Source organism: Catellatospora methionotrophica (assembly GCF_011297335.1).
In the GTDB taxonomy this organism is placed as follows: Bacteria; Actinomycetota; Actinomycetes; order Mycobacteriales; family Micromonosporaceae; genus Catellatospora; species Catellatospora methionotrophica.
Map to the genome: position 1 here is coordinate 59,038 of NZ_JAAOTJ010000004.1, position 24,596 is coordinate 83,633.

General features: G+C 69.3%; 20 protein-coding genes. 5 read left to right on the top strand and 15 right to left on the bottom strand.

Features of this window, described 5'->3' with window-relative positions:
- Positions 1-121: 121 nt before the first annotated feature.
- The 5 genes from trxA to HAV40_RS12900 form a co-directional block, all read right to left on the bottom strand.
- Positions 122-445 carry a thioredoxin gene (gene trxA, locus HAV40_RS12880; RefSeq protein ID WP_166381203.1) on the bottom strand — a complete coding sequence of 108 codons (324 nt, stop codon included), beginning with the start codon at positions 443-445 and terminating at the stop codon, positions 122-124.
- A 133-nt stretch (positions 446-578) separates the two neighbouring features.
- A complete protein-coding gene (gene trxB, locus HAV40_RS12885; protein WP_166381204.1) occupies positions 579-1,502 on the bottom strand; it encodes a thioredoxin-disulfide reductase in 924 nt (307 codons plus the stop codon).
- A 118-nt stretch (positions 1,503-1,620) separates the two neighbouring features.
- Positions 1,621-2,460 carry a hypothetical protein gene (locus tag HAV40_RS12890; protein ID WP_166381205.1) on the bottom strand — a complete coding sequence of 280 codons (840 nt, stop codon included), beginning with the start codon at positions 2,458-2,460 and terminating at the stop codon, positions 1,621-1,623.
- Positions 2,460-3,098: an RNA polymerase sigma factor SigM gene (sigM, locus tag HAV40_RS12895; RefSeq protein WP_166381206.1), complete on the bottom strand. Its 639-nt coding sequence runs from the start codon at positions 3,096-3,098 to the stop codon at positions 2,460-2,462. The genes HAV40_RS12890 and sigM overlap by 1 nt, the downstream gene beginning before the upstream one ends.
- Positions 3,095-4,630: a protein kinase family protein gene (locus tag HAV40_RS12900; RefSeq protein ID WP_166381207.1), complete on the bottom strand. Its 1,536-nt coding sequence runs from the start codon at positions 4,628-4,630 to the stop codon at positions 3,095-3,097. The genes sigM and HAV40_RS12900 overlap by 4 nt, the downstream gene beginning before the upstream one ends.
- Positions 4,631-4,906: 276 nt before the next feature.
- On the opposite strand from HAV40_RS12900, the gene HAV40_RS12905 reads away from it, so the two are divergent.
- Positions 4,907-6,433 carry a helicase HerA-like domain-containing protein gene (locus HAV40_RS12905; protein ID WP_166381208.1) on the top strand — a complete coding sequence of 509 codons (1,527 nt, stop codon included), beginning with the start codon at positions 4,907-4,909 and terminating at the stop codon, positions 6,431-6,433.
- A 233-nt stretch (positions 6,434-6,666) separates the two neighbouring features.
- Here HAV40_RS12905 and murJ read toward each other — a convergent pair whose 3' ends face one another.
- Positions 6,667-8,403 (bottom strand): murein biosynthesis integral membrane protein MurJ, encoded by a 1,737-nt coding sequence (gene murJ / locus HAV40_RS12910; RefSeq protein WP_166381209.1) that lies wholly within the window; start codon positions 8,401-8,403, stop codon positions 6,667-6,669.
- A gap of 58 nt (positions 8,404-8,461) precedes the next feature.
- Between murJ and HAV40_RS12915 the strand changes: the two genes are divergently transcribed.
- A complete protein-coding gene (locus HAV40_RS12915) occupies positions 8,462-9,904 on the top strand; it encodes a CCA tRNA nucleotidyltransferase (protein ID WP_166381210.1) in 1,443 nt (480 codons plus the stop codon).
- Positions 9,905-9,960: 56 nt separating this feature from the next.
- Here HAV40_RS12915 and HAV40_RS12920 read toward each other — a convergent pair whose 3' ends face one another.
- The 7 genes from HAV40_RS12920 to HAV40_RS12950 all read right to left on the bottom strand — a co-directional run bounded on the left by HAV40_RS12920 (position 9,961) and on the right by HAV40_RS12950 (position 16,572).
- Positions 9,961-11,397 carry an MFS transporter gene (locus tag HAV40_RS12920; protein WP_166381211.1) on the bottom strand — a complete coding sequence of 479 codons (1,437 nt, stop codon included), beginning with the start codon at positions 11,395-11,397 and terminating at the stop codon, positions 9,961-9,963.
- Between the two features lie 88 nt (positions 11,398-11,485).
- The gene (locus HAV40_RS12925; protein WP_166381212.1) at positions 11,486-12,964 is read right to left on the bottom strand and encodes a flotillin family protein; all 1,479 of its coding nucleotides are present in this window, start codon (positions 12,962-12,964) and stop codon (positions 11,486-11,488) included.
- A 21-nt stretch (positions 12,965-12,985) separates the two neighbouring features.
- A complete protein-coding gene (locus HAV40_RS12930) occupies positions 12,986-13,489 on the bottom strand; it encodes an NfeD family protein (RefSeq protein ID WP_166381213.1) in 504 nt (167 codons plus the stop codon).
- A gap of 61 nt (positions 13,490-13,550) precedes the next feature.
- Positions 13,551-14,048, bottom strand: a complete 498-nt coding sequence (locus tag HAV40_RS12935) for a DUF6584 family protein (protein WP_166381214.1) — start codon at positions 14,046-14,048, stop codon at positions 13,551-13,553.
- A gap of 83 nt (positions 14,049-14,131) precedes the next feature.
- Positions 14,132-14,593, bottom strand: a complete 462-nt coding sequence (locus HAV40_RS12940) for a DUF6584 family protein (RefSeq protein WP_166381215.1) — start codon at positions 14,591-14,593, stop codon at positions 14,132-14,134.
- Between the two features lie 188 nt (positions 14,594-14,781).
- Entirely contained in the window at positions 14,782-15,861 is a 1,080-nt protein-coding gene (locus HAV40_RS12945) for an inositol-3-phosphate synthase (RefSeq protein WP_166381216.1), read from the bottom strand.
- Positions 15,862-15,921: 60 nt separating this feature from the next.
- A complete protein-coding gene (locus HAV40_RS12950; RefSeq protein WP_308441013.1) occupies positions 15,922-16,572 on the bottom strand; it encodes a PadR family transcriptional regulator in 651 nt (216 codons plus the stop codon).
- A gap of 214 nt (positions 16,573-16,786) precedes the next feature.
- Here HAV40_RS12950 and HAV40_RS12955 point away from each other — a divergent pair, with 214 nt between their 5' ends.
- Complete coding sequence (locus tag HAV40_RS12955; protein ID WP_166381217.1) at positions 16,787-17,254, top strand: DUF5318 family protein; 468 nt, start codon at positions 16,787-16,789, stop codon at positions 17,252-17,254.
- Positions 17,255-17,257: 3 nt separating this feature from the next.
- Positions 17,258-20,152, top strand: coding sequence for a transglycosylase domain-containing protein (locus HAV40_RS12960; protein WP_166381218.1), 2,895 nt, complete (start codon positions 17,258-17,260; stop codon positions 20,150-20,152).
- Positions 20,153-20,363: 211 nt separating this feature from the next.
- Here the strand turns inward: HAV40_RS12960 and HAV40_RS12965 are convergent, their stop codons facing one another.
- Entirely contained in the window at positions 20,364-20,777 is a 414-nt protein-coding gene (locus HAV40_RS12965; RefSeq protein ID WP_166381220.1) for a peptidoglycan-binding protein, read from the bottom strand.
- A gap of 443 nt (positions 20,778-21,220) precedes the next feature.
- Between HAV40_RS12965 and HAV40_RS12970 the strand changes: the two genes are divergently transcribed.
- Positions 21,221-22,648: a glycosyltransferase family 87 protein gene (locus HAV40_RS12970; protein WP_166381221.1), complete on the top strand. Its 1,428-nt coding sequence runs from the start codon at positions 21,221-21,223 to the stop codon at positions 22,646-22,648.
- A 73-nt stretch (positions 22,649-22,721) separates the two neighbouring features.
- Here the strand turns inward: HAV40_RS12970 and HAV40_RS12975 are convergent, their stop codons facing one another.
- Complete coding sequence (locus tag HAV40_RS12975) at positions 22,722-24,596, bottom strand: hypothetical protein (RefSeq protein ID WP_166381222.1); 1,875 nt, start codon at positions 24,594-24,596, stop codon at positions 22,722-22,724.

Sequence of the window (24,596 nt, forward strand, 5' to 3'; positions counted from 1 at the left end):
GTCGTTCCGACGCGCCGTCCCGGCGCGGCCCCCGGACCACGACCATGTTCCACGGACCAGCCCCGGACAAACCCGTGGGGCCCCGAGCCGTGGCTCGGAGCCCCACGGGGGTGGCGCACGATCAGAACGCCGACTCGATCAGCCGGACGATGTCGCCCTTGGGCTTCGCGCCCGCGACCGACTGCACCGGCTGCCCGCCCTTGAACAGGGTCAGGGTCGGCACGGACATGACGCGGTAGGCCCGCGCGGTCTCCGGGTTGGCGTCGATGTCCAGCTTGACGATGGTGACCTTCTCGCCCATCTCGCGGGCGATCTCCTCGAGCACGGGCGCGACCTTGCGGCACGGGCCGCACCATTCGGCCCAGAAGTCCACCAGCACCGGCTTGTCGGACTGCAGTACGTCACTGACGAACGTCGCGTCGGTGACCGCCTTCGCGGATCCCATTCGGGTCTCTCCTATCTCAGGGTCTTTCAGTCTGGTGCCCGGTCAGCCGGTCAGGCTCGGCTGAGTGGGCGGGTGGGTTGCGGCAGGTGGGCCGCTCACCGTGCGCAAGGCTGAGCCGCCCGTTCCTGGCGCACTAGTGCGCCAGGAACCGTTCGGCGTCGAGCGCCGCGGTGCAGCCGGTGCCGGCCGCGGTGATGGCCTGGCGGTAGGTGTGGTCGACCAGGTCGCCTGCGGCGAAGACACCGGGCAGGTTGGTACGGGTGCTCGGCGCGTCGACCTTCACGTAGTTCTCGTCGTCCAGGTCGACCTGGCCACGGAACAGGTCGCTGCGCGGGTCGTGGCCGATGGCGACGAAAACGCCGCTCGCCGGGAGCTCACGGGTCTCGCCGGTGATCACGTTGTGTACGCGGATGCCGGATACCTTGCCGTCGGTGCCCAGCACCTCGTCGATCACGGTGTTCCACTCGACCGAGATCTTCTCGTTGGCCAGCGCGCGCTCCGCCATGATCTTGCTGGCCCGGAACTCGTCGCGGCGGTGGATGATCGTGACGTGCTCGGCGAAACGGGTGAGGAAGGTCGCCTCCTCCATGGCCGAGTCGCCGCCACCGACGACCACGATGCGCTGGCCCTTGAAGAAGAAGCCGTCGCAGGTGGCACAGGAGGACACGCCGTGGCCGAGCAGCTCCTGCTCACCGGGCACGCCCAGCGGGCGCCAGGCCGAACCGGTGGTGAGGATGACGGCACGGGCGCGGTACTCCCGGTCGCCGACCCATACGCTCTTGACGTCACCGGCCAGTTCGACGCGGGTGGCGTTGTCGGTGATGAACTCGGTGCCGAAGCGCTCGGCCTGCTTGCGCAGCTGGTCCATCAGCTCGGGACCCATGACGCCGTCCGGGAAACCCGGGAAGTTCTCCACCTCGGTGGTGGTCATCAGCGCGCCACCGGACTCGACACCCTCGATGAGCAGGGGCTTCAAGTTGGCCCGCGCAGCGTAGACGGCGGCGGTGTACCCGGCCGGACCCGAGCCGACAATGATCAGGTTTCGGACGTTCTCCACGAGACGCGCTCCCTTAGGTCGACACGAACTGTTCGCGCCGTACTTGTCGCTGGCTGAAACGCCATCGTACGGAGCGAGCATTCCATTACGGCCCCAGCGGTGGGTCAGCTCACTGTGTCTAGTTGCGGGGGGTGCGGAACAGCTCGTCCGCGCCGTTCACACCACACTGCTGACCAGCCACGAACCACCAGCCGCCGGCCGGGGTGTCGATCGTCACGACGAGCGCGGGGTGTCCCTCGAAACGGGCGAAGTCAGCCGCCGTGATGGTGCCCGGAAGGGCTGTCCGGATGGCCGCCAGGCAGATCGTCAGCGCGTCGTCGGAGTCGGTCAGCCGGTTCAGGTCGGTGGTCGCCGACATCGTGTTGTCGCCGCTGGACGCCGACTGGCTCGGCGTGGACTTGTACGACTGGGCGGCCGCGCTGCTCAGCATCTCGCGACGGTAGTCGGTGCCGCTGGAGGTGACCGGCACGCCTCTCTCCTCCCCCGCCGCGGCGGGGGCGTCCTTGGCGCTCATGGTGCCGGGTGCGTCCTGCATGGTGGTGGCCAGCGGGCCGAGCGGAAGCACGATGCCGGCCAGCGCGAGCGCGCCGACGGCGACCGCGACCGGGGTCGCCCAGCGCCGCCAGCCGCGCCGGGCCGGGCGTGCGCCGCGGGCTTCGCGGCTCAGGGTGCGCTCGCCTGTCGCGGGCCGGGGCGGGCTCGCCGGGGTGGCGGCGAACTGAGGGGACGCCAGCAGGGTGTCGAAGCGGGCGGCGACGTCGTCGGGCATCGGCTCGGGCGCGGCCGCGAATACCCCCAGGTCGGCGTCGACGAGTAGGAGTGCCGAGCGCAGCTCGGCGGCGGCGGAGTGCCAGGCCGGATCGTCGGCGACGAGGCGGGCGACCCGGTCGTGCTCCGGGGTGCCGTCCAGCGCACCGCCGACGTAGTCGGCCAGCAAGTCGTGATCAACTGCGCTCATCAGAGCCCCCCTCCCGGTATGACGTCCTGCGGTTGTGTCCCTCCGACGTCAGGGGAGTCGCTGAGGTTGCGCAGGTGCCCCAACATCACAGCCAACCGGGCGCGGCCCCGTGAGCAGCGGCTCTTGATCGTGCCCTCGGCCACTCCCATCAGCTCCGCGACCTCGGCGACCGAGTACCCCTGCAGGTCCACGAGGACGAGCGCGGCGCGCTGGTCGTACGGCAGCTCGGCCAGCGCGGCCCGGACCACCATGGCGGTGTCGTGGTCGGTGCTGGGTGCGGCGGGTTCGTTGCGCGCGGGGGCGTACCGGTCCTCGTCGTCCGCGCCGGCCTGGCCGGGCAGTGGGACGGTGAGGTGGGCCTGGCGGCGGCGCAGCCGGTCCACGCAGGCGTTGACCACGATCCGGTGCAGCCAGGTGGTGACCGCCGCCTCGCCGCGGAAGCGGGCCGCGGCGCGGTGCGCCGACAGCATCGCCTCCTGCAGCGCGTCGGCGGCGTCCTCGCGGTCGTTGGTGGTGCGCAGCGCGACCGCCCAGAGCCGGTCGCGGTGACGCCGGAAGAGCACCCCGAAGGCGTCGGGCTCGCCGTCCGCGTGCGCGGCCAGCAGCTCGGCGTCCGTACGGGGGTCCTGCCCGGTCACTGCACCTCTACTACGATCTCCTGCACGCCGACGCGGTAGGGGTACTGCGACTCGCTGGGGTCACGCGGCAGGTCGGTGATCCAGACCAGCAGGTACTGGTACGGCGTCGAGGCGTCGGTGGAGAACACCATGGTGGTGCCGGAGTCCTTGCCGAAGGACTGGGACCCGGCGACCGGTTTGAAGGTCTCGACCAGGGACTTGTCGCCCGTCCGCGAGTCGGGCGCACCGGCCGAGCCGCCGAGCAGCGCCGCCGAGGCCCCGGGTGCGGACAGCTGGAGCGTCACGCTGGACACCAGCTGCGGCTTGTCCAGGGTGATCAGGATGCCGATGCCCTTCTTGTTGCCCATGTTCGACTGCTTGTAGCCGGTCGTCTTCCACAGCGTCTTCGGGTTGCCGTCGATCATGTTCGCGGCCTGGGTCGCGTTGTCGCGGTCTCCCACCGGTGCGACGATGCGCAGCTGGCTCGCGGCCAGCGCGAGCGCCAGCGGCTGCGGTGCGGCCGAGGCGCTGACCGCGACCGCGGGATTGGTGGACGGCCGGGCCGACGGCGGATCGGTCGCGTCGGCGTTGAGCGCCCGAACGGCCAGCACCAGACCGGACACGACCAGCGCGAGCGCGACGCCGCCGACGACCAGCAGCCGGGGCGTGGCCGCGCGGGGCGCGGGCTCCGCCGGGGCGGTCTCGTCGGCGAAGCGCAGGGTGCCGTTGCCGCCGAACAGCATCCGGTCACCGGTGTCCAGACGGGCCAGCTCACCCGTGAGCACCTGCGCCGTGGGCAGCGCCAGCTTCGGGTCGAGCAGGTCCATGACCAGGTCGTCGAGGTACGTGGGCACGCCTGCGCGCACCTGCCGCGGGGCGACCAGGGCGCCGGTGCTGTCACGGCGGCCGTCGGGCAGCGCGGTGACCCGGTCGGCCTCGGCGCGCGGCCAGTGGCCGGTGAGCATGAAGTAGGCCAGCGCGCCGAGGCTGCGTACGTCGGCCTCGTTGCTGGTGGTCGAGTCGACCCGGGCGTCGGCGAGCACGACGCGCCCGTCGGCGGCGACCAGGACCGTGCCGGGGTGCACGTTGCCGTGCGCCATCCCGCTGGCGTGCAGCGCGGACACCGCGTCGGCGACGGCGTGCAGCACCGAGGTGGTGCGCTCGGCGTCGAACGGGCCCTCGTCGGCGACCAGGTCGCGCAGGGCGGTGCCGTCGATCCACTCGCGGATCACATACGCCCGCTCGCCCTCGTCGATCGCGTCGTAGACGCCGATCAGGTTGCCGTGCACGACGCGGCTGGCGGTCACCGCGGCGGAAAGCATCTCCTCGGCGGAGGCTCCGCCCGGCGTACGCAGCACCAGAGCGACCGGACGGCGCAGCACGATGTCGACGCCGCGCCAGACCTGACGGCCCGCGCTGTCGTCGTTGACGTGCTCCTCAAGGCGGTAGCGTTCGGCCAGCACATCGCCGGCCGCAAGCCCGCCCAGAGGTCCGGCAGCGGATCCGGCCGCGCGTGGACCCTCGCCGACCTGGGTCACCCCGTCCTCCCTCATCAAGCAGTCGCCCTCTATCAGCCCGGTTCGGATTCGATCAGCCAGCTGGCGCGTGTCGAAGCCGTCACATTGTTGTCCGCTATCTAGAGAGCCTAGGCGCTCCGCTCGGTTGCCGAGTGCGACCTTACAGCTATCCGACGAATCGGTGCACCGGCAAGGGGCCGGTTCACAGAACTCGAACGGATATCAGTCGCCGGTTCGGATACTCCGTGCGCGTGACCCAAAATCGCTACGCTTCCTCCATATCGGGCAAAATATGTCAAGGGGACGTATCTGATGGTGGACGCGGCGGCGATCAAGACGGGGTACGCCTTCGACGGCCCGGCGCTCGACCTGGGCGCGCTCGTCGGCGACGGAGGCAAGGCCGACCCCGGCTGCCCGGTCCGGGTGCCGCTGGCCATGCTCAACCGGCACGGACTGGTGGCCGGGGCCACCGGCACCGGCAAGACCAAGACCCTCCAGGTGATGGCCGAACAGCTGTCCGCCGCGGGCGTGCCGGTCTTCCTCGCCGACATCAAGGGCGACGTCAGCGGTATGGCTGCCCCAGCCCTGCCCAGCGACCGGATCACCGAACGGATGGCCGAACTCGGCCAGCCCTGGACCCCGACGGCGTACCCCTGCGAATTCCTCACCCTCGGCGGCAAGGGCGTCGGCGTACCCGTAAGGGCCAGCATCACCGACTTCGGGCCGCTGCTGCTGGCCAAGGTCATGGACCTGACCGAGGTGCAGACCTCCTCGCTCAACCTGGTCTTCCACTTCGCCGACGCCAAGGGCCTGCCACTGGTCGACGTCAAGGACCTGCGCGCGGTGATCCAGTACCTGGTCTCCGACGACGGCGCGGCAGAGCTCAAGAGCCTGGGCGGGCTGTCCAAGCAGACCGCGGGAGTGCTGCTGCGCGAGCTGATCGCGTTCACCGACGCCGGGGCGGACGCGTTCTTCGGCGAGCCCGAGTTCGCCACCACCGACCTGCTCCGCAACGCCCCGGACGGCCGCGGCATGGTCACCCTCCTGGAACTGCCCGGGGTGGTCGCCCAGCCCGCGCTGTTCTCGTCGTTCCTCATGTGGCTGCTGGCCGACCTCTACCAGGAGCTGCCCGAGGTCGGCGATCCGGACAAGCCCAAACTCGTGTTCTTCTTCGACGAGGCGCACCTGCTGTTCAGGGACGCGTCCAAGGCCTTCCTGGAGTCGATCACCCAGACGGTACGGCTGATCCGGTCCAAGGGCGTCGGCGTCTTCTTCGTCACGCAGACCCCCAAGGACGTGCACGCCGATGTGCTCGCCCAACTCGGCAGCCGCGTCCAGCACGCGCTGCGGGCGTACACCCCCGACGACGCGAAGGCGCTGAAGGCGACCGTGTCGACCTACCCGAAGTCGGAGTACGACCTGGAGGAGGTGCTCACCCAGCTCGGCACCGGCGAGGCGATCGTGACGGTGCTGAACGAGAAGGGCTCCCCCACCCCGGTCGCGTGGACCCGGCTGCGGGCGCCCCAGTCGCTGATGGCCGCCGTCGAGCCCGCGGTGATGGCGGCACTGGTCGCCGGATCGCCGCTGGGCGCGAAGTACAACGAACCGGTGGACCGGGAGTCGGCGTACGAGATGCTCGCCGCGCGGCTGGCCCCGCCACCCGCACCGGCCCCACCGGTGCCCGCGCAGGTCCCCGCTCCCCCGCCACCGGCCAAGGCCCAGCCGAACCTCGCCGAGCAGATCCTCGGCTCCAAAACCACCAAGCGCCTGCTCACCACAGCCGCCGCCGCGGCCGGCACCGCCATCATCCGCTCCATCTTCGGCACCCGCCGCCGCTGATCCCACCCTCGCGCGGGACGGTCCGGTCCGGTTCGACTCGGCTCGGCTCGGCTCGGCTCGGCTCGGCTCGGGAGGATGATCGCTGTTTCCGGTCAAAATCTGCGGTTGGACCGCACTATTCGACCCGAAACAGTGATCAAGGCCGTCGTGCCCCACGCCCGGACCCTAGCGGGATACACGAAGGCCGCAGTTTCGGGGAAACTGCGGCCTGGTGGAACGTGCGGAGAGTGGGGTCAGCGGCCGATCTTGCGGCGGATCATGCCCACGACGTCCTGGACCTCGCTGACCTTGAGGACGAGGGCTGCCGCGCCGTAGACGCCGCAGATCACGAGGCCGCCCGCGACCAGCGTGACCCACGCGGTGAAGGAGCTGACCGAGGACTGGGTCGCCCCCATGAACAGGAGCTTGACCGTGCCGTAGCCGGCTCCTGCGGCGATCACGGCGGCGATCGCGACCTTGCCGAGGGTGATCGAGATCCGGCGCAGGCCGATCAGGCCGATCCGGCGCTTGAGCAGGGTGGCCGACAGGACCGCCGCGAAGACGTACGAGGCGGCGTTGCCGACCATCATGCCGACCGCGGTGGTGGCCGCCGCGAACGCGACCCACCAGCCCAGCTGGATCGACAGCCGCAGCGTGATCACCGGCAGGTTGAGCAGCGCCGGGGTGCGGGTGTCCTGCATCGAGTAGTAGCTGAAGTTGAACAGCTGGCTGATCGCGAACGGCAGCAGCGCGAGCCCGGCCATGGCGAGCACGGGCGCGGTCTCGATCGACGCCGTCCGGTCGACCTGGCCGCGCTCGAACAGCGCGATGGCGATCGGCAGGGCCAGCACCAGGTAGGTGACCGCGATCGGGGCCAGCACCACGGTCACCATGCGGATGCCGCGGCTCAGGTCGGCGGCGATGTCCCCGGCCCGGCCGTCGGCCGCCGCGGCGCTCATCCGGGGCAGCAGCGCGGTGATGATCGAGACCGCCACGATGCCGTGCGCCATCATCATCAGCAGGAAGACGTTGTTGTAGATGATCGGGCCGGGGCCGTCGTCCTGGGTCCGGTTCAGCAGGTTGAACATGACCAGCAGGGCGAGCTGGTTGACGATCACGTAGCAGAACATCCAGCCGCCGACGCGGCCGAGGCTGCGCAGCCCGAGCTTGGCGAAGTCGAACCGCCAGCGCCAGCGGAAGCCAACCCCGCGCAGCGCGGGCATCAGCCCGATGGCCTGGACCACGATGCCGAGCAGTACGCCGCCGCCGAGCAGCAGGATCTGGCCGCGGGAGACCTCGGCGGCGTTCTTGACCGGGTCGCCGTGGTAGATCGTCAGGAAGACGACGCCGGTGCCGATCACCACCAGGTTGTTCAGGATCGGGGTCCACATGGGCGGAGCGAACCGCCCACGGGTGTTCAGCACCGCGCTGCACAGGCCGGTCAGGCCGTAGAAGAAGATCGTCGGCAGCATCAGGTACGACAGCGACGTGATCAGGTCCTGGTAGGCCTGGGGGGTGCCGCTCGCGTACGCCAGGGCGAGCAGGGGCGCGCAGATCACGGCCAGCACCGTGGTGATGCCGAGCACGATCACGGTCAGCGTGAGCAGCCGCTGGGTGAAGGCCTGGCCACGGTCGGCGTCGTTCTTACGGGCGCGGACCAGCATCGGCACCAGCACGCTGGACAGGATGCCGCCCAGCAGCAGCTCGTAGATCATCCCCGGGAAGATCTGCGCGGTCGTGTACGCGTCGCCCAGGGCGTACGTGCCCACGGCGGCGACCATCACGGCCGTACGCAGGAATCCTGTTCCCCGGCTGACCAGCGAGCCGACGGCCATCATGGCCGAGTTGCCCGCCGCGCCCTTGTACTCGTCCTCGAATGAGGGCTCGGCGGCGACCTCGATCTCCTCGGCGGGCAGCGCCGTCCCCACCACGCGCGGGATGACGGTGGTGTGGTCCTCGTCGACCGGGGGAAGACGATCGGGGGCTGTCATGGGATGCACCATACCTGCGAACGGTCATGACCAGCCTCCCCAGTACGCTGGATGATCGATGTCGCCCTCACCTGAACTCACCGCCGTCCAGCGCAACGCCGTCACCGAGCTGTTGCGCGTCTCACCCGTGGCCGATGAACTGGGCCGCCGCTTCGCCAAGGCCGGATTCGAGCTGCATCTGGTCGGCGGCTCGGTCCGCGACGCGCTGCTCGGCCGCCTCGGTGACGACCTCGACTTCTGCACCGACGCCCGCCCCGAGGACACCCTCAAGATCGTCAAGGGCTGGGCCGAGGCGATCTGGGAGACCGGACGCGAGTTCGGCACCATCGGGTTGCAGCGCGACGGGCTCCGCCTGGAGATCACCACGTACCGCGCGGAGTCCTACGACGGGGTCAGCCGCAACCCGCAGGTGCAGTACGGCGACAACCTGCACGACGACCTGGCGCGCCGCGACTTCACGGTCAACGCGATGGCGGTCAGCCTGCCCGGCCACGAGTTCGCCGACCCGTTCGGCGGGCTGGCCGACCTGGCCGCGCGGGTGATCCGTACGCCCGGCACCCCGGCCCAGTCGTTCGGCGACGACCCGCTGCGCATGCTGCGCGCCGCCCGGTTCGCCGCCCAGCTGCGCTTCGCCGTGGACCCGGCCGTCGTCACCGCCATGGAGCGCATGGCCGAGGACCTGCGCCGGATCACCGCCGAGCGGATCCGGGACGAGTTCTCCAAGCTGATGCTCGGCGCGGACCCGGTCACCGGCCTGCGGCTGCTGGTCGACACCGGCCTGGCCGACCAGTTCCTGCCCGAGCTGGCGGGCCTCAAGCTGGAGATCGACGAGCACGCCCAGCACAAGGACGTGTACGAGCACACCCTCAAGGTGGTCAGCAACGCCGTCGGTTTCGACACCGCCGACGGCGGCCCCGACCTGGTGCTGCGCCTGGCGGCGCTGCTGCACGACATCGGCAAGCCGGCCACCAAGGCGGTCGGCGGCGACGGCGGCGTCAGCTTCCACCACCACGAGATGGTCGGCGCGCGGATGTCGAAGTCACGGCTGAAGCTGCTCAAGTACCCCAAGGACGTGATCTCGCCGGTGGTCGCGCTGGTCGGGCTGCACCTGCGCTTCTACGGGTACGGCCGGGGCGAGTGGACCGACTCGGCGGTACGCCGCTACGTCACCGACGCGGGTGACCAGCTCGCCCGCCTGCACAAGCTCACCCGTTCCGACTGCACCACCCGCAACAGGCGCAAGGCGGCGCTGCTGGCCGCGGACTACGACGCGCTGGAAGTGCGCATCGCCCGCATCCAGGAGGAGGAGGACCTGGCGCGGGTCCGCCCGGACCTCGACGGCAACGCGATCATGGAACTGCTCGGCATCCCTGCCGGCCCGATCGTCGGCCGCGCCTGGAAGCACCTCAAGGAACTGCGCCTGGAACGGGGCCCCCTGGACCGGGACGAGGCCGAGGCCGAACTCCAGTCCTGGGCCCGCGCCGAGGGCCTCATCCCCTGACCGGCCCATCCGTCCTCGGCTCCAGCAATGTGGGCGGGGGCGGGCGGGGCCTCGGGTCAGGGCTTGTGGAGGGGCTCGGTGGCGGCCGGTTCGGTCGGGTCCAGTGGAGTGGTGCCCGCGCTCGTGCTCGGGGCGGGCGCTCCGGACGTCGCCCGCGCGGTGGCGAACCAGTACCAGGCCGCGAGGAGGACGAAGGCCGTCGCGGTGATGACCAGGCCGAGCGCGGACCTGCCGTTCGGCGGCAGGGCGACCGCCGCCACGAACAGGCCGGTGACGAAGCACAGGTTGAACGCCGTGTCGTTGACGCTGAAGATGCGGCCGCGGAACTCGTCGAGGCATTCGCGCTGGATTGTCGCGTCCACGATGATCTTCATGCTCTGCGAGGCGACGTTGACCAGGAACACGGCGACCAGCAGCAGCGGCGCGACGAACGGCAGCCCGAAGACCAGCACCACGACGCCGACCCCGGCGACGACCCCGCTCAGCCAGCGCCGCGCGTCCCACCAGCGGACCGCGAGCGGCGTGATCACGGCGGCCAGGGCCGCGCCGGCCGCGCCGGACAGCACCACCAGCCCCAGCTGCCCCATCGACGTCGCCGCTCCGGACGACAGCTGCTCGGCGCGGTCGGTGGAGTGGCCGAAGTAGCGGCTGTAGAGCAGCAGCACCGCCAGCGTGAGCACGCCGTACAGCAGGCGGTAGGCCGATTGCAGCACCATGATCCGTAGCGCCTTGCGCCGTTGTGCCAGGTGCCGCGCTCCGCCGATCATGCCGCGGAACACCTCGCCCACGGCTGCGGTGAGCTTCGTGGTGGTGCGCTCGTGTGCCAGCGGGCCGAGCTCGTCGCGGCGGAAGAAGCGCCGGGCCAGCAGCCCGGAGACCAGGTAACCGAGGGCCGCCGTGGCCGCGATGAACCCGTACCCGTGCCGGTCGGTGCCGACCACCCCCAGCGCGACCACCGACGCGGCGGTGAACAGGCCGATCGAGTAGCAAATCGTGCCCAGCGTGGAGGCGAGCGCGTTCGCCGGGACCAGCTTGCGCTCCTCCACCACGTGCGGCAGCGCTGCGGACAGGCCGGCCAGGAAGAACCGGTTGATCGCGATGACGATGAGGGCGCAGACCGCGAAGCCCAGGCCCTGCGCGCCGGACCACAGCAGCGCCGCCGCGGGCAGCACCATCGCGGCGCGGGCCAGGTTCGCGTTCGACAGCGACGCCCGGCGGTCCCAGCGGTCCAGGAGCACGCCGACGTACGGCCCGAGCAGCGAGTACGGCAGCAGCAGGATGGCGAACCCGGCCGCGATGGCGACCGGGCTGGACTGCCGGTCGGGGTTGAACAGCAGCGACCCGGCGAGCCCGGCCTGGAACCAGCCGTCGGCGATCTGGCTGGTCAGCCTCACGCCGAGCAGGCGCCGGAACGGCGCTCCGGCCAGGATCGCGCGCGAGGTCGCGGCGACCTTCGGCGTCGGCACGGTGTTCGGCATCACGGGGTGCGGCACGTCACCACCCTACGTGGCGCGGCAGGCCCGTACATGAACGCTGCGGGCGTTCCGGTCGTCAACCACCGGAACGCCCGCAGCGGACGGGTCACTCCTTGCTGCTGCCGGACCCGGTGACCTTGGCCAGCAGCGCGGGCAGGTCGATACCGGTCAGGTCGTTGCCGAGCTGCAGGCCCTGGGCCACGTTCGTGGCCACGGACTTGGTCAGCGAGCTCGCGCCGTCGGTGGAGATGACGGTCATCTTGTCGATCGCGCTCATCGGCGCGGACGCCGCGGCGACGACCTGCGGCAGCACCCGGACCAGCAGGTCGAGCACGGCCGCTTCGCCGTACTGCGCGAACGCCTCGGCCTTGAGACGCATCGCCTCGGCCTCGGACTGGCCCTTGGCCAGGATCGCGGCCGCGTCGGCGGTGCCTTCGCGCTCGACCGCGTCGGCGATGGCGGTACGCCGCCGCTGCTCGGCCTCACCCTCCTTGGCGCCCTCGATCGCGTTGGCCTCGGCCAGCGCGGCACGGCGGGCCCGCTCGCCCTCACCGGTCAGGCGGGACTGCTCGGCCTGGGCCTGCGCGGCGGCGATGGTCGCCTGGCGAGCCGCGTCGGCGGCCAGCACCCGGGCGTTGCGGTCGGCCTCGGCCTCCTGCTCGACCTTGTACCGCGCCGCGTCGGCGGGCTTGCGCACCTCGGTGTCGAGCTGGCGCTGCTTGAGCTCGGCGTTCTGCTCGGCGACCTTGCGCTGCTCGGCGATGATCACCTGCTGGCGCTCGGCCTCGGCCAGCGGGCCGGCCGCGGCGGAGACGGCCTTCGCGGCGTCGATCTCGGCCTGGATGCCCGCCTGCTTGAGGGCCAGGTTGCGCTGCGCCTCGGCGATCGACTCCTCGGCGAGCAGGCGGGCCTGCTCGGCCTGCTGGCGGGCCAGCGCCTCGGCGATGGCGGCGTCCTTGAGCACCCGGGCGGCCTCGGGCCGGCCCAGGTCCTGCAGGTACGAGCCTTCGGCCAGGATGTCCTGCAGTTGGAACGTGTCGAGCACCAGACCCTGGTTGGTCATCGAGTGCTCCGCCTCCTCCGCGACGGCGGAGGCGAACGCGGCCCGGTCCCGGATGATCTCCTCGATGGTGAGCCGGCCGACGATGGAGCGCAGCGCACCGGCCAGCACCTCGCGGGTGAACTCCTCGATCTCGTTCTGCTGGTGCAGGAAGCGCTGGGCGGAGGCGCGGATGGCGTCCTCGGTGCCGCCGACCTTCACGATCGCGACGCCCTGCAGGTTGGCGCGAATGCCCTGCTTGCTCACCGCGCCCGTGATCTCGACATGGATACGGCGGCTGGACAGGTCGAGCACCTGCAGCTTCTGGACCACCGGCAGCACGAACACCGAGGCGCCCATGACGACCTTCTGGCCGGACAGGTCGGTGGAGCGCGCGCCGTCGGCGGTCTCGGTGGTCCGGCCCTTGCGGCCGGTCACGATGAACGCCTCGTTCGGCCCGGCCACCTTGATCCGGGACAGCACGAACAGGACGAGCAGGAGCACGAGCAGTACGCCGCCCGCGATAGCAATGGTGAGGGCTGTCATTGCCTTCCTTCTATCAGGGAGCTACTGCTCCGGGACTTCTTGCACGATCACGCTGGTGTCGCTGACGGCAGCCGTCACGACGACCTTGGTGCCCAGCGGCACGGGGCGCTCGGCGCGGGCGGACAGCTTGACCGGCTGCCCGCCGATGCGTACGCGGACCTCGCCGAAGCCGCCGGCGGGAACGGGGGTGACCACCACGCCCCGGGTGCCGACGAGATCGGCGCGGGTGGGGGTGGCGTCGGTGCGCATGTTCGACATGCGTTTCACCAGGTAGCTGGCGAGAAAGGCGAGGGGTAGCGCGGCGAATATCGCGATGAACACCACCGCGGTGACGCCCAGGGCGTCGCCGGTGAGTTCGTTGACCACGGCCGCGCTGAAACCGAAGCCGCCGACGAGCGCGGCCAGCAGTTCCGTGGACACGAAGCCGTCGCCCAGGTCGAGGAGGTCACCGCCGAGCACGGCGACCGCCGCGATGACGATGCCTATTGCCCCGATGATCAGAAAGACCACTGTCGCCGTACCCACGCCGGGAACCGTAGCGACCTTGGTCAACCCCCATGCGGCCGCTACCGGGCCCGGCGGGTGCTCAGTCCGCGACCCAGCCGATGACCTTGATGGCGCCGATCCCGGCCAGCACCAGCGCGACGCCGATGACCACGAAGGTGAACAGGCACGGCACCACGACGCCGCGCTTCTTCGTGGGAGCCCGATAGGACCCGGCCCACTGGGTCGGTTTGCCCGAACGTTCTGCCTCTTCGGCCAGCTGCACCAGCCGTTGCGCCGCGGTCGCGGACAGGTGCACGGTGTCGCCTTGGAAGTGCAGCAGCCGCAGCCGCTGCCACGGATCGGGGTTGGCCTTGGCGAACGCCGTCAACTCCGCGTCGCGCACGTCGTCGGTCAGGAAACCCCACCGGCCCGCCTCCACGGGATTACCGGTCTGCCGGTAGATGGAGGAGAGCAGCGCACGGATGTCGATGTCGTCGGGAAGGACCGCCAGCAGGGTCCGCAGACGCTGCACAGCCAGATGGGTATGCCCGGCCGCGAGATCGGCGCGCACCCGGGCGAGTACGTCCGCCTTTGCCACTCACTGATCCTTATGGACCGGTGGCATGTCACGCCAGGGGCATTTATAACGGCCGGGTCACAGATCACGCCGACGCTTGCGCGTTAGAAGATCCAGTCCAGCGCGGTCCGGGCACCGACGATCACCAATGCGGACAGCGCGGCCAGCGTCGCGACGGCGGCGGCGGTCTGCAGCCGGGATCCACGGCGGGTATTCGGCTTCGGTGCCGGCGCCGAAGCCGCCAGCAGCGGGGCCAGCCGTACGCGGGAGACGTCGGTGGGGGCGGGGGTGCCGGTCGGCCAGCGCAGGGCATCGAGGCGGCGGTGCGCCGGGTAGCGGCCCTCGAAGGCTTCGAGTTCGCCCGGTTCGGCGTCGTCGTCCAGGTAGGACCAGCGGCCGGCTTCGACGGCGTTGCCGGTGGCCCGGTAGATCGCGGCTAGCCTGCGCCGCAGATCGAGGTCGGTGGGATGCGCGGCGACCAGGCTGTGCATGCGCTGGATCGCCGGATAGGTATGGCCACGTGACAGGTCCGTGGTCACCCGATCCATCAGATCTGACTTCCCCATGTCCCCACTATGCATATCAGCGGGCCGAGGGTCCATACATCGAGCGTGCCGTAAAGGTGCGCGTCAGCGGCCTATTGGTACAGACGATGGCCTATCTACCGGGTGACGTACGTCAATTTCCCCAGTAGACAGGCCATCGTGAGATGAATGAGTGTGCCCGCTCACACTTTTCAAGAGCGGGCCCGAAATCAACTATTTACGGAGCCCTTGATGAAGTTCTCGACCGACTCGTGCGCGTCGTGGTCGTTGTACTGCACCGGCGGCGACTTCATGAAGTAGCTCGAAGCGGACAGCACCGGACCACCGATCTTGCGGTCGAGCGCGATCTTCGCGGCTCGCACGGCGTCGATGATGACACCGGCCGAGTTCGGCGAATCCCACACCTCGAGCTTGAGCTCGGCGTTGAGCGGGGTGTCACCGAACGAGCGGCCCTCCAGGCGGATGTAGGCCCACTTGCGGTCGTCGAGCCACGGCACGTGGTCCGACGGGCCGATGTGCACGTCGCTCTTGGACATCTCGTGCGGGATCTGGGACGTCACCGACTGCGTCTTCGAGATCTTCTTCGAGATCAGGCGGTTGCGCTCCAGCATGTTCATGAAGTCCATGTTGCCGCCGAAGTTGAGCTGGTAAGTACGCAGCAGCTCCACGCCGCGGTCCTCGAACAGCTTCGCCAGGGCGCGGTGCACGATGGTGGCGCCGACCTGGCTCTTGATGTCGTCGCCGACGATCGGCAGGCCCGCGTCCTCGAACTTCTTGGCCCACACCGGGTCAGAGGCGATGAAGACCGGCAGCGCGTTCACGAAGGCGCAGCCCGCGTCGATCGCGGCCTGGGCGTAGAACTTGGCCGCCTGCTCCGAACCGACCGGCAGGTAGCAGACCACCACGTCGACCTCGGCGTCCTTGAGCGCCTTGACCACGTCGGCCGGGGCGTCGTCGGACTCCTCGACCATCTCGCGGTAGTACACGCCCAGGCCGTCCATGGTCGGGCCGCGCTGCACGGTGATGCCCGTGGGCGCCACGTCGCACAGCTTGATGGTGTTGTTCTCGCTGGCCACGATGGCCTCGGCGAGGTCCCGGCCGACCTTCTTGGCGTCGACGTCGAACGCGGCGACGAACTCGACGTCGCCGACGTGGTACCCCCCGAAGTCGACGTGCATCAGGCCGGGTACTCGCTCGGACGGGTTGGCGTCGCGGTAGTACTCCACGCCCTGGACCAGGGACGAGGCGCAGTTACCGACACCGACGATGGCAACGCGGACGGAGCCCATAGCTCCTGCCTCCTTCTTCATATGCGGGCGGACAGCCGATCGGCTGCGCCGCCCAACTCACTAGGCGGAGTCGTCAGGGCCCGGTCGGGCCGTGAGCGGTCGTACGGAATCTGTGGTGCGCGGGCTCGGTCGGAGCTCGCCCTCGGCCCCGCGCGGCTGCGGGGTGCGGCCGGAGCGCTCGTTGGCGATGAGCTCCTCCAGCCAGCGGACCTCGCGGTCCGCGGCATCCAGGCCATGGCGCTGCAATTCCAGGGTGTACGCGTCGAGCCTTTCCGCGGCTCGGGCGAGCACCTCCCGGAAGCCCTCCCGGCGCTCCTCCACCTTGCGGCGGCGGCCCTCCAGGATGCGCAGGCGGATGTCGACGTCGGTGCGGGAGAAGAAGGCGAAGTGCACGCCGAACGCGGCGTCCTCGTATGCCTCCGGCCCCACCTGCGCCAGCAGGTCCTGGAACCGCTCCTTGCCCTCGGCCGTGATCTTGTAGACCACCCTGCCCCGTCGGCTGGTCAGCGGCGGCACGTCGGCGTCACCGGCCGGGGTCTCCCCGGCCTCGGTGATCCAGCCGGCGGTTTGCAGGCGTCGCAGTGTGGGGTAGAGAGAGCCGTAACTGATCGCCGCGCGGATCGCGCCCAGCTTGGTGCTGAGTTGCTTGCGCAGCTCATACCCATGCATCGGGGACTCATGCAGCAGGCCGAGGATGGCCAGGTCGAGCATGTCGGCCACCCCCTCTGATCGGTCTCGCGGTCTGGGTCGTCGTACGCGATGTATCGCGCCGATACATCGCTACGTTAGAACGGTACGACGTGTCTAGGCAATACGCGGTGTGAACGATCACCAAGGAGGATGATCTTTGAGCGCTGGGCTTCGCCCTGGTCACGCTGTGTGACGGCGGTCGCGGCTCGCCGAACGAACGGTTACCCTGCTTTTCATGCGCGCGCAGCAACGAGTCTCTGCGTCGCCTCGTGCCGCCCAGCGGCAGGGCGACGGATTCGTTGACTATTCCCTCCAGCGGCGTGCTCTGCTGCGTGAGGTGTACGCGGGGAGGGTGGGCACGTCAGAGGTGTGCGATGCCTCGCCCTACCTGAAGAGCGCGGCTCGCTTCCACGGTGAGGCCACCGAGAACCGGTGCCCCATCTGCCGTCGCGAGTTCGTGATCAACGTGCACTACATTTATGGCGATCAGCTCAAGAATTCCGCGGGCCAGGCGCGTACGCGCGCCGAACTCGCGGTGCTGGCCGACACGCACGGTGAGTTCCAGGTCTACGTGGTCGAGGTGTGCCGCGGCTGTGACTGGAACCACCTCGTAGAGCAGTACCTCCTGGGACGCGCCCACAGGACAGCCCCCCAGCTGTCAGCGGCTGCCGCCACCGCCCCATCCCCGACCGGAACGGTGTGACAGATGACTTCGTACGGCGATCCCAACGCCGGACACGGGTACGACGACGAGCAACACCGTCAGTCATACCCCGCTCCGGCGCAGAGTTCGGGCCGCGCCTCGGTGCCATCCGACGACTACGGCTACGACTACTCGTCGAGCGACCAGGCGGACTACGGGCAATACCCCGCCAACAGCGGTGGATACCCGCCCCAGGGTGGCGGCTACGGCAGCGCTGACCAGCAGGGATACGGCGATCAGGGCTACGGCCAGGCCCCGGTGAACCCGCCGGTCAGCCCGGCTGCCGGGCGTGCCTCCGTCGGCGCGTCGGCAGGGCGGGCGACCGTCGGCGGCGTCGCCGGGCGGGCCAGCGTCGGTGCTCCGCCAGCCGGGCGCGCCAGTGTCGGCGGCGTCGCGGGCCGCGCCAGCGTGCGCCCCGCGGGCCTCGACATGGACGACCAGCCGGCCGGTGGCAAGGCCAAGGCGGGCGGCAAGCCCAAGAAGAAGAAGCGCAACAAGCTCACCATCGCGCTCGCGTCGGTGGCTGTGCTGATCATGCTCGCCGGTGGCGGGTTGATCGCGTTCACCAACTTCCTGAGCGGCGTGCCCAAGCCGGGTGAGTTCAAGCTGCAGGAGAACACCCTCATCTTCGCCTCCGACGGCAAGACGCAGGTGGCACAGCTCGGCACGGAGAACCGCCGCATCGTCGACATGACGGTGATGGACAAGAAGATCAAGGACACCCTCATCGCGGGTGAGGACCAGGACTTCTACAACCACGACGGCATCGACCTGTGGGGCATCGCCCGCGCCGCGTGGAACAACCTCACCGGCGGCGCGACCCAGGGTGCCTCGACGATCACGCAGCAGTACGCGCGTGCCGCGGCGGACGACCTCGAGGTCACCTACGCCCGCAAGCTGCGCGAGGCGGTCTGGGCCCGCGAGCTGGAGCAGGATCACAGCAAGGACGAGATCCTCGGCTTCTACGTCAACACGGCCTACTTCGGCCGTGGCGCGACCGGGGTCGGCGCCGCCGCCAAGGCCTACTTCGGCGTCGAGGCGGAGAAGCTGACCATGGAGCAGGCGGCGGTGCTCGGCGCGGTGCTCAAGCAGCCGGAGCCGATGGGCTCGGCCAAGGGCTACGACCCGCAGAACGACGAGGCCGCTGCCAAGGACCGCTGGAACTACGTGCTCAACAGCGTGGTGAAGATGAACACCGGCGTGACCCAGGCCGAGGTGGACGCGGTCAAGGCCAAGGGCTACCCGAAGGTGCTCACCTTCACCCCCGGCGGCAAGAACAACGCCACCTGGGGCATCAAGGGTTCCAGCACCGGTCCGGTCGTCAACTACATCCGTAAGGAGATGGAGACTCCGGCGGTCCAGAAGGCGCTGGAGGCCATCGGCGTCAAGGACTGGAAGAACGGCGGCCTCAAGATCACGCTGACCATCAACGCCAAGGCACAGGCGGAGCTGGAGAAGCGGATGTACCGGGAGTACACGGTCCAGGAGATCTGCAAGGACACCAAGACCAAGAAGCAGATCCTGTTCACCCTCGCCGAGGACGGCAAGACGAGGATCGGCAAGGACGGCAAGCCGCTGTCCACCGACCCGAAGAAGGTCGCCTGCCGGTCCGAGGTCACCAAGGTGACCGACAAGACGACCTCGCTGCTGAACAAGTACCCCAAGAACGTCACGGCGGCTGCCGTCTCCATCGACCCGCAGACGGGCGGGGTGCTCGCCTACTACGGCGGCATGGACGGCACCACGTATGACAAGGCGGGCAAGAACGGCGAGGGCGGCCCGTACGTCAGCGGCGGCCACTCCCCCGCCTCGTCCTTCAAGATCTACACGCTCGCCGCGGCCGTCAAGGCTGGCATCTCGGTGGACTCCCACTGGGATCCGACGCCGTTCAAGCCCTACAAGGGCGGTTCGGAGATCCGCAACGCGGGCCGGGACGGCAACGACGCCGGTTGCGACAAGAACTGCAGCCTCGCGGTCATGGCGCAGAAGTCCTTCAACGTGCCGTTCTACAAGGTCACCGAGAAGATCACCCCGGGCAAGGTTGTCGATATGGCGGCCAAGGCCGGCGTCACGATGATGTGGGACAACAACGACAAGGGCCACGACCTCACCAAGGGCGACCCGAGCAAGCTGGGTCCGAACCCGTTCTTCAACCACGTGGGCTTCGGCCAGTACCCGATCACGGTGCTCGACCACGCGTCCGGCATCTCGACGTTCGCGGCCAACGGCATCTATCGCGCACCGCACTTCATCGCGAAGGTCGAGCGCAAGGTGACCGAGGACGGTAAGACCGTGTGGAAGCCGGTGCCCGGCACCGGGCCGAACACCAAGGGCGTGGAGCGCATCGAGCCGCGCATCGTCGGCGAGGTCAACGCCGTGCTCAAGAACTACAGCGGCACCAAGCTCAGCGGTCGCGACTCGGTCTCCAAGTCGGGTACCTGGCAGGCCAGCGACAACTTCGCGGGGGAGAACTCCAGCGCCTGGTACGTCGGCTACACGCCGCAGATCGCTACCGCGGTTTGGGTCGGCAACTACCTGCACGAGTCGGAGCCGATCAGGGATCCGGGTGGCAACAAGATCGGCAGTGGCAACCTGCCGAAGACCATCTGGACCCAGTTCATGAACAAGGCCGACGACGTCATGGGCTTCAAGCCCAAGCCGATCGAGGTCGGCTGCGGCGGCTGCATCGGCGACCCCGACGTCGGCGACGGCAAGGAGACCACTCCCACGCCGGACCCGAACGCCTGCGCCGCCAACCCGCAGGCACCGGGCTGCGAGAACCAGCCCAACCCGGGTGACCCGGGTAACCCGGGCAACAACCCGAACCCGACCCCGACGCCGTCGGGCACCCGCGGCAACGGGATCTGCATCCCGAAACCCGGCAAACCGTGTCCATGACGATCGGTTGAACGAAGAGGGACCCCCGCGGGGGTCCCTCTTCGTCTGTCCGGGCATTGACGACGCGGGCGATTCCTTGGCGCACGTCCCGGATTCTTTACGATCGGCCATACCAGCCGGCTGTCGAGCTCCAGCGATGTGGACGTCGTGATGTCATGCACGAAACCATGCCGTCGATGCACCTCGTGCGGAATGAGTGAGCGAAGTTCTGTTAGGCGTAGTACTCGCAGTGGCCGCCGTCTCTGACCTTCCAGACGATGTTGTCTCGCGTCTCACGGCCGTAGACGCCGTCCGCGCTGATGCCTACCTGAGTCTGCACCTGGATGAGGGCCGTGCGGGTTGCTGCATCGAAGGAGTTGCTCTGTGCGATGTTCTTGCCGTAGCAAACTCGCAGAGCCGTCTTCAGCACGCCGACTCCGTTGCTGTGGTCCCCGCTGCGCAGGGTGCAGTTGACCCCGGTAGTGCTGTTCTTGGGAATGTACTGAGGAAAGCCGTTGCGATTGTTGACGGTTCCGCTGACGTTGCAAACCGGATCGGCAGCTTGAGCAGGCGAAGCGACACCAAGGATGGTCGCCGTCACCGACAATGCGAACAACCCGGGGATCAACTTGGTTTTTCGGGGCACGGCGATGACCTTTCGAATAGGCGTAGATCCTAAATGGATTGGCCAATCTTAATTGTCGAGGGACTCGCGTACCACCCTCCTAGCGTTGGTTCATATTTATGATGATCATGGACTTAACCAGGAAATACGCCGCAGAATAGATCGCTTGGAAGAAGTGTGCTGTTTGCCATCGCGGGAAAGGTTCTCACCGCTGCTGTCCTCTCAGGTGCTTCCTTACGCATCTCGACGGCTCGTCTGTTGATCGGTGCCACGGCAGCCGGGGGCATCCGGTGAATGCGTGGCCGACCGACCGCTACGCGTCGGCACTATCGCGACCACTCGGGGACACGGGCAGGCCGCAAACGGTGCCACTCCGCCGATAAGCTCGGCGTAAACGAAGTTCGGCTCGCCAAGCTGAGCCTTGACCTGGTTCTTCGACGGGCATTGAGGCAGGATGACGGGCTATGAGTGATGTTCGTGAGCACGTGGTGTCGCCCGCCGGGGAGGACGGCTTCGTCCGGGGGCTCAGCGAGGCGATCGGCGGACCGCGCGGCGAGCATGCCGTGCCGGAGACGCCCTCGCGCGGCGGCCGGTTCTGGACGGCCGCGCGGATCGTGCTCGCGCTCACCTGCCTGACCCTGGCACTGCACTGGGTCCAGAAGTCGCCCTGCCGCGACGGCGCCTGGGCCGACCACAGCCAGTACACCAATTTCTGCTACACCGACGTGCTGGCGCTGTACTACGCCGAGCACCTCAACGAGGGCGCGGTGCCCTACGTCGACTACCCGGTCGAGTACCCGGTGCTGACCGGCGCGTTCATGGGCGTGCTGGGGCTGCCGATCCACGCGCTCGGTGAGAAGAACAGCGCGATCCCGCAGGCGACGCTGTTCTACGACGCCAATGCGTTCGTGCTCAGCCTGTTCGCCATCGCCTCGGTCGCCATGATCCTGTCACTGCGGCGGCGCAGACCCTGGGACGCGGCATTGTTCGCGCTGTCCCCCGTGCTGCTGGTCACCGCGACGGTCAACTGGGACATGCTGGCCATCGTGCTGGCGGTGGCCGGCATCTGGCTGTGGGCGAAGAAGTATCCGGCCGCGGCGGGGGTGATGCTGGGTCTCGGTATGGCGGCGAAACTCTGGCCGGCCTTCCTGTTCCTGCCGATCCTGATCGTGGCGATACGGTCGAAGCAGTACGCGGCGCTGGTCAACTCGGTGGCGGCCGGTGTCATCGCCTGGCTGGCGGTGAACGTGCCGGTCATGTTGATCAACTTCGACAACTGGCGGCGCTTCCTCGACCTCAACTCCGAACGCATCATCGACTGGGGCACCTCCTGGTACGTCGCCCGCCACTTCGACCCGTTCGGGCTGGAACTGTGGAACGACGTGCCCGCGGTGACGAACCTGTCGCTGGGGGTGTTCCTGCTGTGCTGCGTGGGCCTGCTGGTGTTCGGGCTGCGGGTCGAGACGCCGCCTCGGCTGGCGCAGCTGGCGTTCCTGGTCGTGGCGATCTTCCTGATCACCAACAAGGTGTGGTCGCAGCAGTTCACGCTGTGGCTGCTGCCGCTGCTGGTGCTGGCCCGCCCGAAGTGGCCCGCGTTCCTGGCCTGGCAGCTCGCCGAGGTCTGCTACTTCCTCGCCTTCTACGGCGAGCTGATGGGCGCCTCCGGCAAGCAGGTCTTCCCCGAGGGTGTGTTCATCTTCGCCTCGGTGCTGCGGCTGTCCACCGTGATGCTGCTCGTGGTGCTGGTCATCCGCGACATGGTGCGCCCCGAACTGGACGTGGTGCGGCGCACGTACGCCGACTCGCCCACTCCCGACCCGGACGGCGGCCCGGCAAACGACCCGCCCGAGGACGAGCGGGCGAAGGACGGGCTGGTCCCCGCCGTCGCCTAGCAGCCGCAGACGAGATGAACGAGCCCCCGCCACCCGGAAACGGGTGACGGGGGCTCCGTCGTTGCTGCCTGCCCTACGACAGGGTGAAGACGACCGCGTCGGGGGCGTCGACGCGTTCGATGCCGAGGCCGTCGGCGGGGGCGGTCAGGGCCGGCTCGTACGGCGTGCCCTTGGCTTCCTCGCGGAGCACCAGCACGGTCTTGACGCCGAGCTCGCGCAGCCGGTTCACGCTGGCCTGGTCCGGGAACGTCTTGGTCAGCTCCCGGATCTCGCCGAGCGTGGCGGGGGTGAAGCCGCTGTTGCCGTTGACGATCGGCGCCATCCGGTCCGTCGACCAGACCATCACCTTCATGTCCGTCAGCGGGTCGCTCGGCAGGACCAGCATCGGCGCCTGCGCGGTGGCCATGGACTGCGGTTGCAGCGGCACCACCGGGTGCTCGGTCACGTTCAGGCCCTCGACGATCACCAGCAGCAGCGGCAGGAAGGTGGCCAGGCGCAGCAGCGGGTGCGGGCGGGACGGCACCCGGTCCTCGGCGACCGTCTTGGCCTGCTCGACGAAGGCGGTCACCGCCCCGGCGGCCAGGATGGCCAGCAGCAGCGTGGTCCAGATGATCAGGCGCCCGGGGGTGCGGATGCCGCTCCAGCCGGGAAGGATGTCGTACAGCGTCATGTAGCCGGGGCGGCCGCCGACGAACTTCGTGCCCATCGCCAGGATCACCGTCAGCACGACGCCGCCGAACAGCAGCAGCCGCTGGCGCAGGGTCCAGATCGACATGATCAGCCCGGCGAAGGCCAGGCCGTAGAGCACGAACCCGGGCAGCAGGCTGGTCTCCCCCGCCGCCCAGCCCAGCGCCTCGCGGGCGCCGGAGTGCGCCTCGCCCCACGGCATCGACTGGGCGGGGCTGGTGAAGAAGCCGAGGAGCGGCGGGGAGTACCAGCTGACCTCGACGTCGGAGCGCTCGGCGTACGGGTGCAGTTCCAGGACCTTGAAGTAGGCCAGTGCCATCAGGCCGCCGGTCGCGGCGAAGATCAGGCCGCCGGCCGCGTCGAAGGACAGCAGCTTCCAGCCGAACGGCTTCGGCTCGCTCCAGAACCACTTCCGGCGCACGAAGTACGTGATCACGCTGACCAGCACGATGCCCGCCAGCGCGTACGCAAAGGGCAGGCCGATGCCGAAGCCGAGGCTGATCTGCCAGGCGGCGACCAGCCAGCCCGCCAGTGCCCAGCCGGGCTTGCGCAGCTCGGGGCGGTAGCCGTGGCGCAGCGAGTAACCGTGGCCGCGGGCCAGCATGGCCAGCGCGAGGGCGATGCCGCCGACCGACATCACGTGCATGTGCCCGGCCTGGGCGAGCCGCCACGGTGCGTACGCGAACGCCGCGCCCGCCACGGCCGCCCCGGTCTTGCCCGAGCCGAGCTGCCGCACCAGCACGTACGCGCCGAAGAAGGCGAGCGCGTGCAGCAGCACGTACATCACGTTGTAGCGGACCAGGGCGGCTTCGAGCCCGGTGCCGAACAGGCCGGCCGGGGCGTAGCCGAGCAGGGTGTCGGAGAAGGCGAAGCTGTACTTCTCCGGGTAGAAGCTGTTGGAGTTCCACAGCTGGGACCAGTCGCTCTTGAGCACATGCCCGGACCAGGCCATCTGCCACGCCTGCAGCGTGGGATCGCCGGTGTCCTGCGGGATCGTGTACGCCGCGTAGCGCAGGGTGGGCCAGGTCATGGCGACGGCCAGCGCGAGCGAGGCGTACATGGCCAGCGCCCACTCGTGCAGCAGCGCATACCGGACACCCCGTAGCACGCGGCGCGGCCGGGTCGGGCTCTCCTCCTCCGCCGCCGGGCTGAACCGGGCGAAGGCGTCCTCCTCGACCGGCTCGGGTGCGGCGTGGCGGGGGGCAACCGGTTCCTTGACGGCGGTCGGCTCCTTGGCGGGCGCGGCGTCGGTCCCGTTCAC